14 protein-coding genes are annotated in these 14,454 nt (G+C 71.5%); 7 read left to right on the top strand and 7 right to left on the bottom strand.

Features of this window, described 5'->3' with window-relative positions; all coding sequences use genetic code 11:
• Positions 1 to 20 precede the first annotated feature (20 nt).
• Positions 21 to 3,371, bottom strand: a complete 3,351-nt coding sequence (locus ACGFH9_RS15380) for a S8 family serine peptidase (RefSeq protein ID WP_393219158.1) — start codon at positions 3,369 to 3,371, stop codon at positions 21 to 23.
• A gap of 331 nt (positions 3,372 to 3,702) precedes the next feature.
• Between ACGFH9_RS15380 and ACGFH9_RS15375 the strand changes: the two genes are divergently transcribed.
• Positions 3,703 to 5,586, top strand: a complete 1,884-nt coding sequence (locus tag ACGFH9_RS15375) for a Xaa-Pro dipeptidyl-peptidase (protein ID WP_393219156.1) — start codon at positions 3,703 to 3,705, stop codon at positions 5,584 to 5,586.
• Positions 5,587 to 5,595: 9 nt separating this feature from the next.
• On the opposite strand, the gene ACGFH9_RS15370 is transcribed toward ACGFH9_RS15375, so the two are convergent.
• The gene (locus tag ACGFH9_RS15370) at positions 5,596 to 5,835 is read right to left on the bottom strand and encodes a hypothetical protein (protein WP_393219428.1); all 240 of its coding nucleotides are present in this window, start codon (positions 5,833 to 5,835) and stop codon (positions 5,596 to 5,598) included.
• On the opposite strand from ACGFH9_RS15370, the gene ACGFH9_RS15365 reads away from it, so the two are divergent.
• The 3 genes from ACGFH9_RS15365 to ACGFH9_RS15355 all read left to right on the top strand — a co-directional run bounded on the left by ACGFH9_RS15365 (position 5,794) and on the right by ACGFH9_RS15355 (position 7,928).
• On the top strand, positions 5,794 to 6,180 hold the full coding sequence (locus tag ACGFH9_RS15365) for an SDR family NAD(P)-dependent oxidoreductase (RefSeq protein WP_393219416.1): 387 nt from the start codon (positions 5,794 to 5,796) through the stop codon (positions 6,178 to 6,180). The genes ACGFH9_RS15370 and ACGFH9_RS15365 overlap by 42 nt on opposite strands.
• Before the next feature lie 194 nt (positions 6,181 to 6,374).
• Positions 6,375 to 7,271, top strand: a complete 897-nt coding sequence (locus ACGFH9_RS15360) for a DUF1996 domain-containing protein (RefSeq protein WP_393219153.1) — start codon at positions 6,375 to 6,377, stop codon at positions 7,269 to 7,271.
• 69 nt (positions 7,272 to 7,340) lie between these two features.
• Positions 7,341 to 7,928 carry a DUF305 domain-containing protein gene (locus ACGFH9_RS15355; protein WP_393219150.1) on the top strand — a complete coding sequence of 196 codons (588 nt, stop codon included), beginning with the start codon at positions 7,341 to 7,343 and terminating at the stop codon, positions 7,926 to 7,928.
• On the opposite strand, the gene ACGFH9_RS15350 is transcribed toward ACGFH9_RS15355, so the two are convergent.
• Positions 7,864 to 8,385, bottom strand: coding sequence for an alpha/beta fold hydrolase (locus ACGFH9_RS15350; RefSeq protein WP_393219147.1), 522 nt, complete (start codon positions 8,383 to 8,385; stop codon positions 7,864 to 7,866). The genes ACGFH9_RS15355 and ACGFH9_RS15350 overlap by 65 nt on opposite strands.
• On the bottom strand, positions 8,382 to 9,011 hold the full coding sequence (locus ACGFH9_RS15345; protein ID WP_393219144.1) for a TetR/AcrR family transcriptional regulator: 630 nt from the start codon (positions 9,009 to 9,011) through the stop codon (positions 8,382 to 8,384). Before ACGFH9_RS15345 ends, ACGFH9_RS15350 begins: the two co-directional genes overlap by 4 nt.
• A gap of 107 nt (positions 9,012 to 9,118) precedes the next feature.
• Here ACGFH9_RS15345 and ACGFH9_RS15340 point away from each other — a divergent pair, with 107 nt between their 5' ends.
• Complete coding sequence (locus tag ACGFH9_RS15340; RefSeq protein ID WP_393219141.1) at positions 9,119 to 10,210, top strand: aldo/keto reductase; 1,092 nt, start codon at positions 9,119 to 9,121, stop codon at positions 10,208 to 10,210.
• A gap of 56 nt (positions 10,211 to 10,266) precedes the next feature.
• Here ACGFH9_RS15340 and ACGFH9_RS15335 read toward each other — a convergent pair whose 3' ends face one another.
• The 3 genes from ACGFH9_RS15335 to ACGFH9_RS15325 form a co-directional block, all read right to left on the bottom strand.
• On the bottom strand, positions 10,267 to 11,238 hold the full coding sequence (locus tag ACGFH9_RS15335) for an alpha/beta hydrolase (RefSeq protein ID WP_393219138.1): 972 nt from the start codon (positions 11,236 to 11,238) through the stop codon (positions 10,267 to 10,269).
• A 77-nt stretch (positions 11,239 to 11,315) separates the two neighbouring features.
• Complete coding sequence (locus ACGFH9_RS15330; protein WP_393219136.1) at positions 11,316 to 12,248, bottom strand: acetyltransferase; 933 nt, start codon at positions 12,246 to 12,248, stop codon at positions 11,316 to 11,318.
• A gap of 233 nt (positions 12,249 to 12,481) precedes the next feature.
• Positions 12,482 to 13,390 carry an NAD-dependent epimerase/dehydratase family protein gene (locus tag ACGFH9_RS15325; RefSeq protein WP_393219133.1) on the bottom strand — a complete coding sequence of 303 codons (909 nt, stop codon included), beginning with the start codon at positions 13,388 to 13,390 and terminating at the stop codon, positions 12,482 to 12,484.
• Positions 13,391 to 13,509: 119 nt separating this feature from the next.
• Here ACGFH9_RS15325 and ACGFH9_RS15320 point away from each other — a divergent pair, with 119 nt between their 5' ends.
• Both ACGFH9_RS15320 and ACGFH9_RS15315 read left to right on the top strand, forming a co-directional pair.
• Positions 13,510 to 13,920, top strand: coding sequence for a VOC family protein (locus ACGFH9_RS15320; protein ID WP_355240016.1), 411 nt, complete (start codon positions 13,510 to 13,512; stop codon positions 13,918 to 13,920).
• A gap of 105 nt (positions 13,921 to 14,025) precedes the next feature.
• Positions 14,026 to 14,445, top strand: coding sequence for a PPOX class F420-dependent oxidoreductase (locus tag ACGFH9_RS15315; RefSeq protein ID WP_393219130.1), 420 nt, complete (start codon positions 14,026 to 14,028; stop codon positions 14,443 to 14,445).
• Positions 14,446 to 14,454: the final 9 nt, after the last annotated feature.

The following is a 14,454-nucleotide window of genomic DNA, read 5'->3' as shown; positions in this document are numbered from 1 at the left end:
GTCCGCGCCCCCGCTGACGGTCAGCCGGCGTGGTACGCCCGGATGACTGTCTGCTCGATGCCGCTCCCACCGTTCGCGGCGGCCTTCACCCGCAGCGAGACGGCCTGCCCGGAGGCGGCCTTCGGCAGGTCGAACCGGTAGCTGTCACCGCCGCCGGTGACCCGGGACGGCTTCCAGGTGACGCCGTCGTCGGTCGACGTCCACACCTGCATCGACGTCACCTTCTGCGCCTTGACGCCGTGCGCCTGCCGGACGGCCAGCTCCGCGGTTCCGCCGACGGTGTGGTTCTCGTGGTCCATCGGCAGCGCGTAGTCGACCGCGAGCAGCGGCAACGGCACCCTCCCGGTCCCCTCCGGTCCGGCGGAACGGAACGACCACGACGTGGTGACCTTCGTGGAGATCGGCAGGATGAGGCTGGTGTCGACGTCCAGGGTCACCCGGTAGTCGGCCGCCGACTGCGGCACCGTGAAGTCGGCGACCGGCCGATCGCGTTCCTCGACCAGCTTGCCGTTGCGGTACAGCGACAGCGTGCGCTTCACCCCGATGGCCTCGCCCTGGATGCAGTCGGCGCGCTGGTGCTGATCGGTCAGCGACACCATGTCGACGTGCAGGTTGCCCCGGGTCCGCGACGGCGGGCTGGCGCAGCTCCAGCCCTCACCGGCCGGGTCGTCGTACCAGTCGGAGTGCAGTGGCTGCCGCGCCCACACCTTGGACTGCCGGCTGCCCGGCAGGTACTGGCGCGGCGCCTCCAGGGCCGGCAGTCCGCCGTAGGCGCCCTGGTCGGCCCAGACGATCTCCGGCGAGAGGTAGGACGTCCGGTTCGGTGGCATGGGACCCTCGTACGTCTGGGTCACCGGCACCCCGTCGGCAGTGTCGCCGACGCGGACCAGCCCGGTGTACATCTCCGGCGAGTCGGTCTGGTGGAACCGTTCGTCGAGGCGGGCCAGCCGGGCCTGCTCCGCCCTGGTCACCCGGAACGACGGGTCGGCCGGCACACCGGCGGCGTACTCGTGCACGATGTTGTACCGGTACGGCTTCGCGGTGCCAGCGGGCGAGTCCATGTTGACGGCCGCCCAGCTGCGCCGCGAACCGATGGTGGGCTTCGGGATCGCCACGCTGCGGATCGCCGTCGCCACCCCGAACCCGCTGATCTGGTGCCACCAGGGCAGGCCGTTCACCGCGGTCTGGAAGGTGGTGACGTCGGTCCGGGTGGTCTTGGTGGCCACCCCGTCGACGGTTGCCGTGACCGGCTTCGCCTGCGCGGGGTCGAGGGTCACGGTCCGGTCGGCGCGAACGTCCAGGTCACCTGCCGCGGTGAGGGTGCTCTCCTGCACGTCGCTGTCGACGTAGTAGGCGATGGACGCGCCGAGCACCGAGTATCGACCGGCCGGCACCCGCAGGGTGAAGGTCTCGCCGGGCGTGCCGCTGGCCCCGCCGTAGAACAGCAGCGGATCGGTGAGGTTGGCGACCATGAGGTTCATCCAGGTCTCCGCCCCGTCCCGTAGGCCGGGCATCGGCTTGGTGTGGACCGTCAGGTCGAAGCTGGGCTGCTCCACGTAGAAATTCACCGGGGTGGTGGCGACCACGTTGCGGCCGCTGCGGGCGGTGACGGTGGCCAGGTAGAGGCCCGGCCGGCTGGCCAGCGCCGCACGGTTGATCCGCAGCGTCGCCGCCGCCGTCGCGCCCCGCTTGAGGGTCACCCGGGTCGTCGACAGCGACGCCGCGCCGCGCGGCACGGGCTGACCGTCGTGGTTGACGATCGCCACGTCGAGGTCGAGGACCGAGGTGGCCGGGGTGGACCCGCCGGTCCAGCTCAGCTTCGTCTCGCTGGTGCCGGACTGTGGGTACGCGAACGTGCCGAGGTTGACCACCGGCTGGTCGCTGGTGGGGCCGCCGAGGGCACTGGCCGCGTTGAGGCGGCCGGCCCCGATGGCGTACGGGTCGATGCCGGTCAGCGGGTCGGACGCGCCGACGAGGGCGGCCTTGAGCTGTGCGCCCGTCCAGTCGGGGTGCCGCTGGGCGAGCAGCGCGGCGGCGCCAGCGACGTGCGGCGTCGCCATCGAGGTGCCACTGAGCGACTCGTAGTACCTGTCGATCGGGTCCTGGAGGTTGGTGCCGGCGGCGCGGGCCGCGACGATGTCGACGCCGGGCGCGACGAGTTCCGGCTTGGCCGCGTGGTTGTTGATCAGCGGTCCTCGGCTGGAGAAGTCGGCGAGCTTGTCGTCACGGTCGACCGCGCCGACGGTGAGGGCGCTGGCCGCCGAGCCGGGCGAGGAGATCTGCGCGCCGCTGTTGCCGGCCGCGATGACGAACAGCGTGCCGGTCTGCCGGCTCAGGGCGTCGACGGCGAGCGAGAGCGGGTCGCTGCCGTCGTCGGCCTCGCCGCCGCCGAAGCTCATGTTGATCACGTCGGCCCGAGTGGACGCCCACTCCATGCCGGCGATGACGCCGGAGTCGGCACCCGAACCGTGGTCGTCGAGGACCTTGCCGATCACGAGCTTGGCGTCGGGCGCGACGCCACGACGCTGGCCGTGGGAGGCCGCGCCGGTGCCGGCGATTGTCGACGCGACGTGCGTACCGTGGCCGTTGTGGTCGACGGCGTCCCCGTCCTCGGCGGTGAAGTCGGCCCGCTCGACGACCCTGCCGGCCAGGTCCGGGTGGCTGTAGTCGGCGCCGGTGTCGAGCACCGCGACGCGGGCGCCCTTGCCGGTGTAGCCGGCCTTCCAGGCGTCGGGCGCGTCGATCTGGGCCAGGTTACGGTCCAGGCCGGCGGGCTTCGCGCCGGCGGGCAGGGCGGTGGCCCGGACCTTGCGGTCGAGCCAGACCTTCTTCGCCCCGGCGAGCAGCGAGTTCGTCGCCAGCTTCGCGGTGGCCGGGCTCTTCTTGGGTACGTGTCCGGCCACCGCGCCGATGCTGGACAGCGTCTGCACGTCGCCGAGCGCGGCAACCCGGGCGGAGGCGGTGGCGGGCTGCACGATGACGGGCAGCTCGGTGGTGTTCTCGTCGTCGTACCCGTCGGCGATCAGCGCGGTGACGTCGAAGAGGTCGGGGTCGAGGACCGTGCCGATCTGGGACTCGACGCGGGCGGGGATGACGTGCAGGTGGCCGTCCGGGCCGCAGGTCTGCCGGATCACGGCGTTGGCGTCGACGGGCCGGGCCGTGGCCTGCGGGCATCCGGTGCCGGTGCTCCGCACGGTCACCACGTCGCCGGTCAGCAGGGTGATGGTGTGGGTCCTGCCATCCGTGGAGGTGCGGGGTGTGTCGGTGCTGGCGATACCGCCGGGGCCGGCTGTGGCGGTGCCGCCGGGCACGGCGGTCAGCGCCGTGGCCGTCATGGCGACGGCCAGCAGCCAGCGTGTCTTCCTGAGCATGTCGCTCCTGTCTCATGTGGACAAATGGCGCCTCTTGGGCGACATTTGCAAGATCATAGGTCCGCATAGCGGATCTTCGGCAGGTCGCGACGAAGGTTTTTTCGTCCGCCGTGACAACGTTTTCCGCCATGTGTCGACGGCCTACCCAGTTCGATGTCGATTCGATCACGGCCCCTGTCACGGCCCCTGTCCCGGCCCGGAGAACGGCCGATGCCGGCCGCCCGAAGGGATCGACGCCGACGTCCACCCGCACCTAGCATGGCGACGAATGGATCTTCGCGATTGGCCCCTGCCGAGACCCGGCAACCAGCCCGACCGAAGGGAGACGCGCATGCGTCGACCCCGCCATCTGGCACTTCTCAGCGTCGGCGTGTCCGGCGCACTGGTCCTGAGCGCGACACCGACACCGGCAGCCGCCCAGCCCACCGCACCCGCGCCCACCGGCATCGTGGTGGCCGACGGCATGACCCAACCGGTGTTCTCGCTCGCCGACGCCATCGAGGAGCGGGTGTACGTCCAGACCCCGGTGGACACCGACCACGACGGCCGCCCCGACCGGGTCGCCATCGACATCTCCCGACCCCGGGAGACCGCCACCGAGGGCTTCAAGGTGCCCGTCATCTTCGAGCACAGCCCGTACCGCAAGGGCACCTGGGGCGACGTGCCGTACCCGAGCGTGCTCGTCGACGAGCTGCCGCAGAACGGCCGGACCGACCACTCCGGGCGGCGGGCACTCGACGCCGACGCCCAGCGCGCCCAGGCCAAGGCCAACCTGCCCGGCTCGCTTGACGACTACTACGTGCCGCGCGGGTACGCGGTGGTGCTCGGCCAGAGCGTCGGCACCGGCGACTCGGACGGCTGCCCGACCAGCGGCGACCAGGCCGAGACGCTCGGCACCAAGGCCGTCATCGACTGGCTCAACGGCCGGGCCAGGGGGTACGACGCCAACGGCGCCCCGGTGACCGCCGGCTGGACCACCGGCGCGGTGGGCATGACCGGCGTGTCCTACAACGGGACGCTGCCCAACCAGGTGGCCACCACCGGGGTCAAGGGCCTGAAGACCATCGTGCCGGTCTCGGCGATCAGCAGTTGGTACGACTACTACCGGGCCAACGGCCTGGTGGTCGCGCCCGGCACCTTTCAGGGCGAGGACCTCGACATCCTGGCCCAGTACACGGCCGGGCAGGCGCGCGCCGAGGGGCCCTGCGCCGACGAGCTCGCGCAGATCACCAGGGAACAGGACCGGATCACCGGCGACTACTCCAAGTTCTGGCAGGACCGCGACTACCTCGACGCCCGTGACGTCCAGGCGAGCGTCTTCGTCGTGCACGGCCTCAACGACTGGAACGTCAAGACCGAGCACTTCGCCGGCTGGTGGGACGAGCTGGCCAAGCGCCACGTGCCGCGCAAGATCTGGCTGCACCAGGGTGGGCACGGCGGGCCGGGCAGCAGCGCCTCGGTGACCCTGCCGGACGGCCGCACCTGGACGTACAAGCAGACTGAGAACCGCTGGTTCGACTTCTGGCTGTGGAACGTGCGCAACGGCATCATGGACGAGCCGACCGCTGTACTCCAGCGCGAGGACCGCGTCTACACCACGTACGCCAACTGGCCCGACCCGGCCGCACGCGAGGTCGGGCTGCGGTTCGCCGCCACCGACGCCAGCGCGCCCGGCACGCTCACCACGGGCAAGCCGCCGAAGGCACGTGTCGAGCAGAGTTTCGTCGACGAGGGACGGACGATCCACCCGGACGCCCTGGTGGCCGACCCGGACACGGCCAGCGCCAACCGGCTCGCCTACCGCTCCCCCGCGCTCGCGCAGAGCGTCCGCATCTCGGGCCGACCGGAGATGCGGTTGCGGATGGCGATCGACAACAAGCCGGACGCCAACCTCACCGCGTACCTGGTCGACTACGGCCCGGCCGGGTCGACCGCCGCGCCGACAGTGGTGACGCGCGGCTGGATGGACCCGCAGAACCGCGTCAGCGCCGCGCGCACCGCGCCGGTCAAGCAGGGCAAGCTGTACGACTACCGGTGGACCATGGAGCCGAAGGACTACGTCTTCCCGGCGGGTCACCGGATCGGCGTCGTCGTCTTCTCCAGCGATCAGGAGTACACGCTGCTGCCGTTGGGCGGCACCGAGTTGCGGGTCGCCCCGAACGACAGCGAGCTGCGGCTGCCCGTGGTCGGCGGGCGGGGCGTACTCGGTTTCTGATCGGCTCCGTCAAGGGGTGGGGCGGTCCGACGACGCGTCGGGCCGCCCCACCCGGGTCTGTTCGTCGGCGGTCCCGGTGTGCGCGAGTGCGGCGAGGAGCCGCAGTTTCTCGTCGCTGTCGCTGTCCTTGTCGGGGTAGTAGACGACGAGGATGACGTCCTCGATGGGGACTGTTCGCGCGGCGGCGCAGACGACGATCGACACCAACTGGTCGGCACCATCCGGGTCATCGACGCCTCCACTGGGCATCTGGTCGGTCGGGGTGCGGGCACCTTCATCACCGTCACCTCCGGCATCGCCTTCCTGCCGTTTCCGCCCATGCCCAGCTACGCCGCCTCGAAGGCCGGGGTGCACGCCTACTCCGAGGCGCTGCGCGCGCAACTCGACGGTACCGGTGTCGACGTCGTCGAACTCGTCCCCCCGGCCGTCGCGATCGCCGGTCAGGAGAAGGTGAACCCCCGCGCGCTGCCGCTCGACGACTTCGCCACCGAGGTCATGCAGCTGCTCTCGGCGAACCCCACTCCGGGCGAGATCCTCGTGAAGGGCGTACACATGCACCGTTGGGCCGGCCCCGCTGCCGGGCCTGGCCGGTGAGCTGTCGTCGTCATTTTTCCAGCAACTGCGGGACGTATTGACAACTTTCGACATCGGGGTGAGGCTTGGACTGCTGAGAGCGCTCTCTCGCACCGGCCCCACCGGGCCACCACCAGTCTGGCCAGGACACACTCCGCTGTCTTCGGCGGCGGCACCGGAGTTGCCCCTGACCCGTCCCCCCGACAGGAGTCACGATGGACAGGGCCGCACCCCTCTCCCACCGCCGGCTACGCCTCACCGTGGCGATCGGCGCCCTACTGACCCTCCTCGGCACGTACCTGGTCTCGACCACCGACCGGGCCGACGCCGCCCGCGCCGACTTCGGTGCCAACGTCATCCGGGTCGCCGAGTTCCCCGCCGACTGCACGTACAGCCACCGGCTGCCGGACGACCCGATCGTCTTCCCCGGACTGCCCGGGGCCTCGCACATGCACAGCTTCTTCGGCAGCACGGCGACCAACGCCACCACCACACTGCCCGACCTGGTGAAATCGACCACCACCTGCAACCCGGCGGTGGACGTCTCGTCGTACTGGGTGCCGACCCTGTACCGCGACAACGTCGCGGTGGAACCGGCCATCGCCACCTTCTACTACCTCGGTGAGGGTGTGCGCTCCGACGTCGTCGCCAACACCCAACCGTTCCCGCAGGGCCTGCGACTCGTCGCCGGCAACGCGAAGGCCACCGGGCCGAACGACAGCATCGCCCGCTGGTCCTGCCTGCACGCCGGTCAGGTGCCACCGTCGAAGGACTTCGTCAACTGCCCGTCCGGCACCATGCTGGAGTCGTACCTGGACTTCCCGCAGTGCTGGAACGGCCGCGACCTGGACTCGGCGGACCACAAGAGCCACCTGGCGTACCCGGTGAACCAGGCCTGCCCGAGCACCCACCCGGTGCACGTGCCGAAGTTGCGGCAGGTGCTGCGGTACCCGGTCAGCGGCGACCCGTCGCACTTCCGGCTCGCGTCCGGGCCGGGCTACACCATGCACGGCGACTTCTTCAACGCCTGGCCGACGGCGGAGATGGCCCGCCGGGTCCAGGACTGCATCCGTCCGGTCATCAAGTGCGGCCACGACGGTCGACCGATCTGAGTCGTCGCACCCAGGGGCGGTCCGGTGCCACCGGGCCACCCCTGGCACGCGGTCCCGGAAGGAGGAGGCATGCGCGCACACGTCACGCTGCTCGTGACGGCGATGCTCGTCGCCGGCTGCGCCGGCGGGCCGTCGAGCACCCCGGACGCCGCCGCGCCCCCCACTCCCGCGCCGACGACGGCCACCCCGTCGGCCAACTCCTTCAGCCCGACCGACATCGCCTGGCTGCAACTGACGGCGGCGATGACGCAACGCCTGCAACCGGTCCTGGACCTGGTGCCGACCCGCACCACCGACCCGGCGTGGCGACGGCTGGCCGTCGAGGTGCAGGCCAGAAACGGGGCCGACCTGACCCGCTCCCTCGACCTGCTGGGCGAGACCGGAGCGCCGACGACCAACCCGCACGAGGGTCACGACATGCCCGGCATGATCACCGCCGACGAGGTGGCCGCGCTGCGGTCGACCACCGGGACGGCGTTCCAGCGACAGCTCGCCACGCACCTGCGGGCGCACCTCGCGCAGACCGTCAAGATCGCTGCCGCCGAGCAGCGGGGCGGCGTCCAGCCGGAGACGACGGCACTGGCCGCAGCCGTCATCCGAGCCGGCGACGCCGACCTCGCCCGCCTCGAGCAGCTCGACCGACCAGCAGGGACGTGACGATCTCGCGCGCCTCCGCCGGCAGGGAGTCGATGCCCATGCCGGCCAGCATGGTGTCCCACACCCGCCGCCACTGCGGGCCGCGCAGCGTCGGCTCGGCCTGGCGTACGGCGACGCCGAACGGGCCGGGCAGCAGGATCTGGTCCAGGTTCACCACACCGCGTACCGGATAGCGCGCCGCGTAGGTCGTGGCGACCACCGCGCCCACCGAGTGCCCCACCACGACCGGCGCGGCGAGACCCGCCTCGGTCACCTGGGTGTGTACGACCTCGGCGACCTCGGCCATCCGGTAGGAGTCCCGTCGGGGCACGTCGCCGTCCCCGGGCAGGTCGAGGGCGAGGATCTGGCGGTCCGGGTCGATCGCCGCGAGTTCGCGTCGCAGCGGGCCCCACTGTCGCCTGTCGTACGTCAGTCCGTGCACCAGGACCAGTGGAGCTCGGGTGTCGTCGTCGTTCACTGCCGTGCCTCTTCCGGATTCCGGTCATCTCGGCGGCTCGCCCGCAGGCGTTCGATGGTCAGGTCCAGGGCGGCCTCCAGGTGGTCGACCTTGCCGGTGGAGAGCAGCAGCAGGACGCCGCCCTGGATGCCGGCAAGGAGTGCTGCGGCGGCGCGCTCGGCGTCCACCTCGGGGGCGATGTCACCCGTCGACTGCATGTGCCGGATGCCGTCGGTGATCTTGTCCTGCCAGCGCCACATGAGCCCGGTCACGATCGCCTGGGCCCCCGGCGCCCGTCGGCCCGTCTGACCGAGCAGGCCGTTGAGCGGGCACTTCACGCCCTGCGCGAGGTAGCGCTCGACGAGCCGGTCGCGCCACGCCTGCCAGGCCGGCCAGGACGTCAGGTTGCTCAGCATCGGCTCCTGGTCGACGAGCACCTGGTCGGCCTCGTGCTGGGCCACCGCGAGCAGCAGCCCCTCCTTGCCGTCGGGGAAGTAGTGGAAGAGTTGGCCCTTGCTGGTGCCCGTGTGGGCCATCACGTCCTCCAGGCGTACCTCGTCGACGCCGCGCTCACGGATCTCGGCGGCGGCGCCGGCGACGATCCGCGCCCGGGTCGCCTCGCCCTTGCGGGTCAACGCACGAGTCATGGCCCCACCGTAGCCCGGCTTTGGACTTGCGGGTCCATTTTTGGCGAGTCAGGGTCGGTGACGCGCGGTCCGCTCCGGGCCCGCACAGCGACCAGGAGGACGCGACGATGAACCAGTACCACCTGCTCGGACGCTCCGGCCTGCGGGTGAGCCGACTCGCGCTGGGCACCATGAACTTCGGCGTCGACGGCTTCCACGCCGCGTACGGCAAGACCGAGGAGGAGTCAGAGCCGATCTTCCGGCAGTATCTGGAGGCGGGCGGGAACTTCGTCGACACGGCGGACTTCTACACCGCCGGCGAGAGCGAGAAGATCCTCGGCCGCCTGATCGACCGTGCCGGCGTGCGGGAACGGCTCGTCCTCACCACCAAGTTCACCTACAGCGTCGACCCGGGCGACCCGAACGCCAGCGGCAACGGTCGCAAGCACATCATGCGGGCCGTCGAGGCGTCGCTGCGCCGGCTCGGCACCGACTACATCGACCTGTACCTGCTGCACACCTGGGATCGGATCACGCCGGCCGAGGAGGTCGTACAGACCCTCGACGACCTGGCCCGGGCCGGCAAGATCCGGTATGCCGGGCTGTCCGACGTGCCAGCCTGGTACGCGGCCCGCGCACAGAGCTACGCCGAGGCGCACGCCCTGACTCCGATGATCAACCTTCAGCTCCCGTACTCCCTGGTGGGGCGGCACATCGAGGCGGAGTTCACCGCGATGGCACAGACCCTGGGCATGGGCATCACCGCGTTCAGCCCGATCGGCGGCGGCCTGCTCAGCGGCAAGTACCGCCGCAGCAGCGAGGGCCTGAGCGGGACGGGCCGGCTGACCACCCCCGACGCGGGAGGCCGGGAGATCAGTCCCGACGACTGGAAGGTCATCGAGGCCCTGGAGGAGGTCGCCGTCGACCTGGGTCGCCCGATGGCGCAGGTCGCGATCAACTGGGTGGTCACCCAACCGGCCGTCGGCTCGGTGATCATCGGGGCGAGCAGCGCCGAGCAGGTCGCCAGCAACTTCGGCGCGCTCGACTTCGAGATCCCGGCCGACGCCCGACGCCGCATCGACGAGGCCAGCGCTCCGAACCTCGGGCTGCCGTACGGCATGTTCACCCCGCAGTACCAGTCCTGGCTGGTGAGCCCGGGTCTCTCCATCGGCGACAAGCCGGCCGGCTACGCGCCGCCGGTCGTCAACGCGGCGCGGTAGCACCTGCCTGATGTGGTGTGTCGTAGAGGAGCGGCGCCTCTGCGGCACACCGTCGGTCAGCCGCCGACGGCAGCGTTGTCGGCCGTCGGCGCCGGCTCGCCCTCGTAGAGATCGACGTAGAGCTGGAGTACGTCGGCGGCCCCGTCGCCGTGCGCGGTGAGGTCGAGGGTGTTGTGGCGGACGCCCAGCGACTCGGGCAGCGCGTACACCCGCAGGTCGATGCCGTTCGCCCGTGCGATGCGGAGCGGCACCCGCACTGCGGCGGTGGCGTCCACCACCGTGTCGAGCGGACTGATCGCCACCGCCGCGCTCAGCAGGCCGGTCCGTCGGGGACGGCGTGACAGCGACCGCACGATCGTCAGGTACCGCGTGACGGCCGCGAGGGAGTAGCCGCGCGCGGTGAGCCGGTCGGGCAGGATACGCCGCCCGTACAGCGTGATGAGTGGCCGGACCGCGAAGGCCGGCGCCTGTCCGGGGCCGAAGAACGGCGACAGCACCAGCAGCCGTCGCACGACGTCCCCACGGACCTGGGCCAGCCAGGTGGCCAGCACCGCGCCACCCGAGATGCCCACGACGCCCACCTCGTCCCCCAGGCCCGCCGCGACCGTGAGGGCCTGGGCGGCGTACGACGTCAGGTCGCCGGCCTCGATCCGGTGGTGACCCGGCCGGTCGACCATGCCGTGGCGCGGCGCCCGCGGTATCCACACGTTGTAGCCCCGGGCGAAGAACACCTCGGCCAACGCGTCGTACTGCTCGGGCGCGACGGTGTAGCCGTGCAGCAGCAGAACGGCCCGGCCGGTACGCGCGCCGTGGCTCAGCAGGCGGCTACGCGACTCCGGCCGGACCTGCGCATCCGCGGCCTCCGCCGCCGTGATGTCCTGCGCGGCGGCGGTGGAGGCCTCGAAGTCGAGCGGTGACGCCGGTGCGAGCCGCAGCTCCCGGTGACCCAGCGGCCAGAGGTAGAGCCCGCCGACCGCCGCCGCGACGAGCGCCGTCGCGCCGACGACGAGGGCGATGAACACCGGCATGGGCAGATCCTGGCAGGAGGTGAGGTCGGGACAGCCGCGGGGGCGCGCCCCGGTGACCCGGGGCGCACCCGGAGCGACTACGCCGTCTCGGCCGGCGGAGCGCCGTCGACCGAACGGGCCGCCCCGCTCTGTGGCGCGAACAGCACGCGGGCGCGGAGCTGCCGGAAGCCGGTCCGTTCCAACTCGGCAAGCACCGCCACGCGGCGGGCGTCCACGTCGGCGATCACCTCGCGCGCACCTCCGTCCGCGAGCACCCGGACCGCCTCGGCGAGCAGTTCACCGCGCGCCGCGTCGTCGAGCAGGCCGAGGTAGGCAAGGAGTGGATAACAGGCGTCGCCGGCCGTGCCGACCAGGCCCACCGGCCGTCCGTCCGCCTCGCCGACGCGCCAGTTCTCGGGCGACTCCCCCAGCCAGGCGAGTGGATCGGTAGCCAGGTCGACGCCGGCGACGGCACGGGCGATCTCCATCCCGGTCAGGACGTCCGGCTCGGCGACCCGGGCGACCAGGGCGTTGATCTCCGCCGTGTCGACGGGTGGACGGAACGTGTAGCGGCCGGAGGTCGTCGGCAGGGGCGTACCCGTCCACGAGCAGCGCAGCCGCTCACCCACCTCGACCAGACCGGCGAGCCGGGCCGCCTCCATCGGCGCGGTGACCACGGCCAGCACCTCGGGGCGACGTCGCCAGTGCGCGGGTAGGGCCGCGTAGTACCGACCGGGACCTCCCAGCGCCTCGTGGGCGGTGCGCAGCAGCGCGGCCCCCACCTCCGGCTCGGCATCCAGGTCGAACCGCTCCAGCCACGCAGCACCCACCGCGCCGGGTGGGAGGAGCCAGGCCGCCCGGCCGACGACCCGGCCGCCGTGCAGGGCGACCCAGGTGGTCTCGGGTCGGTAGCCACCGCCGGCGATGCCGTCGGCGTACGGGATCTGCCGCAGTTGGGGCAGCGGATCGGTCATGGAGTCGAACAGGTTTTCCTCGCCCGCGACGAGCGGGCGGATGACCAGACTGGTCATGGCAGACCTCCGGGAAGCGCGCGCCCCGGCTCAGATCCGCGTGGACGCCGGTACGCGGAGGGGGCGCAGAACATCGGACATTGTTCTGACCTCCTCTCGGCTCGACGGCGTGCAGCCACCATACGGGAGGGGCTCTCGGCGTTCAACGCCCCCGCGTCACAGTGTCGGGTTGGTCTGCGCGCCACGCTGGTGGGCGTGCCTGTCGGCGACGGCGATCCCGGCCAGGATCAGCGCTATGCCGGATCGCCCACGGTGGGCTCGACGTGGTCGCGCCACGAGTGCCGGGGCTCGTAGCCCAGGACCCGCCGTGCCTTGTCGATGCTGAGCAGGGTCTCGTGCTCGCCGAGCTCCCGGCGGATCTCGACACCCGGGTAGACCTCGGCCATCAGGCTGGCGCTCGACCGGGTCATGACCGTGTCGGCGTTGGCGATGATGAAGACGTCCGCGCCCGGCCGGTCGTACGCGAGCGCCCGCTCGACCGCCTGGGCACCGTCGCGGGAGTCGATGTAACCCCACAGGTTCCACCGCCGGGCTCGCGGGTCGGCGTCGAACGACGGGAACTGCGCGTAGTCCTCGACGTCCATCACGTTGGAGAACCGCAGACCCACCATGACCAGCTCCGGGTCCCAACGGCAGAAGTGCCGCGCCATCTCCTCCTCCAGAGCCTTGTTCAGCGAGTACGTCGACTCGGGCCGGGGCACGTACTCCTCGTCGACAGGCGCGTACGGCGGCGGGGTGTCGAACGGGAGCCCGAGCACGGTCTCGCTGGACGCCCACACCACCCGCCTGATGCCGGCGGCCCGCGCGGCGGCGAAGACGTTGTACGTCGCGGCGGAGTTGTTCGCGAACGTGGCCGCGTTCGACATCAATCCGGGCGCCGGGACGGCGGCCAGGTGCACGATCGCCTCGATGCCCCCGGCATGCTCGTCGGCGCCCCCGGTGAACGCCTCGACGACCTGCCCGTAGTCGGTCAGGTCGACGAGGAGGAACTCGCCGTCGACGTCACGGGGGTCACGGCCGCCGACGCGGTCCACAGCCAGCACGTCGACGCCGACGCCGCGCAGGTGGGCGACCACGGCGCGGCCGAGCTTGCCGGTGGCGCCGGTGACGACGACACGTCCGGGGCGTACGGGATCGGTCATGAACCCATCCTCACCGGCCCGTTCCGGCGGCCCGCACGCGGGTGCGTACCGGCGGGCACCCGCCGCATCGATCAGGAATCGAGAAGTCACCGCTGGCGGGCCTACCTAGCATGACCAGCATGGACATCACCATTCACACGACAGTTCTCCCGCACGTCGACCCGGACGCCTCGGTGGCCTTCTACCGCGACGTCCTCGGCTTCGAGGTCCGCAGCGACTTCGGTCAGGGCACGATGCGGTGGATCACGGTCGGGCCCGTCGACCAGCCCGGCACGTCCATCCTGCTGGCGCCCCCGGCTGCCGACCCGGGCGTCACCGAGGACGAGCGGCGCACGATCACCGAGATGATGGCCAAGGGCACCTACGGGTGGATCCTGCTGGCGACCCGGGACCTGGACGGCACCTTCGAGAAGGTGCAGTCCGGTGACGTCGAGGTGGTCCAGGAGCCGACCGAGCAGCCGTACGGAATGCGGGACTGCGCCTTCCGCGATCCGGCCGGCAACATGGTCCGCATCCAGGAGCTGCGCTGAGTCCTCGCCGTACCCCGCCTCGCCGAACTGGTCGGCATGTCGCCCGGCTGCCGCCCGCCGGTGCGTACGGTGCAGGGGTAACAGTTCCACGCGAGGAGGAGACACATGTCCAAGCCACCGCTTCCCGAGGCCGCGGTCGAGATGCTCCAGAAGCCGAACCCGGCTGTCATCACCACGCTTCGCAATGGTGGCCAGCCGGTGTCGGCCGCGACCTGGTACCTGTGGGACGACGACCGGATCCTGGTCAACATGGACGAGAGCCGCCGCCGCCTGGAGCACGTCCGTAACGATCCCCGGGTCTCCCTCACCGTGCTGGACGAGGCCGGGTGGTACACCCACGTGAGCATCATCGGGCACGTCGCCGAGCTGCGCGCGGACGAGGATCTCGTCGACATCGACCGGCTGTCGCGGCACTACACGGGCAACGCCTACCCCCGTCGGGAGCGCGGTCGGGTCAGCGCCCTGATCGAGATCGACCGTTGGCACGGCTGGGGGTCGATGAAGGACAACAGCCAGGTCGGCTGACCGGCAGAG

The sequence above is a fragment of the Micromonospora sp. NPDC049102 genome (assembly GCF_043197485.1).
Lineage (GTDB): Bacteria > Actinomycetota > Actinomycetes > Mycobacteriales > Micromonosporaceae > Micromonospora.
This window is presented reverse-complemented; position numbering and strand designations above follow the sequence as displayed.

Bases quoted from the DNA above. Each gene is read 5' to 3' on its own strand.
- ACGFH9_RS15380 (WP_393219158.1), bottom strand. From the start codon at position 3,371: ATGCTCAGGAAGACACGCTGGCTGCTGGCCGTCGCCATGACGGCCACG.
- ACGFH9_RS15375 (WP_393219156.1), top strand. From the start codon at position 3,703: ATGCGTCGACCCCGCCATCTGGCACTTCTCAGCGTCGGCGTGTCCGGC.
- ACGFH9_RS15370 (WP_393219428.1), bottom strand. From the start codon at position 5,835: ATGCCCAGTGGAGGCGTCGATGACCCGGATGGTGCCGACCAGTTGGTG.
- ACGFH9_RS15360 (WP_393219153.1), top strand. From the start codon at position 6,375: ATGGACAGGGCCGCACCCCTCTCCCACCGCCGGCTACGCCTCACCGTG.
- ACGFH9_RS15355 (WP_393219150.1), top strand. From the start codon at position 7,341: ATGCGCGCACACGTCACGCTGCTCGTGACGGCGATGCTCGTCGCCGGC.
- ACGFH9_RS15345 (WP_393219144.1), bottom strand. From the start codon at position 9,011: ATGACTCGTGCGTTGACCCGCAAGGGCGAGGCGACCCGGGCGCGGATC.
- ACGFH9_RS15340 (WP_393219141.1), top strand. From the start codon at position 9,119: ATGAACCAGTACCACCTGCTCGGACGCTCCGGCCTGCGGGTGAGCCGA.
- ACGFH9_RS15335 (WP_393219138.1), bottom strand. From the start codon at position 11,238: ATGCCGGTGTTCATCGCCCTCGTCGTCGGCGCGACGGCGCTCGTCGCG.
- ACGFH9_RS15330 (WP_393219136.1), bottom strand. From the start codon at position 12,248: ATGACCAGTCTGGTCATCCGCCCGCTCGTCGCGGGCGAGGAAAACCTG.
- ACGFH9_RS15325 (WP_393219133.1), bottom strand. From the start codon at position 13,390: ATGACCGATCCCGTACGCCCCGGACGTGTCGTCGTCACCGGCGCCACC.
- ACGFH9_RS15320 (WP_355240016.1), top strand. From the start codon at position 13,510: ATGGACATCACCATTCACACGACAGTTCTCCCGCACGTCGACCCGGAC.
- ACGFH9_RS15315 (WP_393219130.1), top strand. From the start codon at position 14,026: ATGTCCAAGCCACCGCTTCCCGAGGCCGCGGTCGAGATGCTCCAGAAG.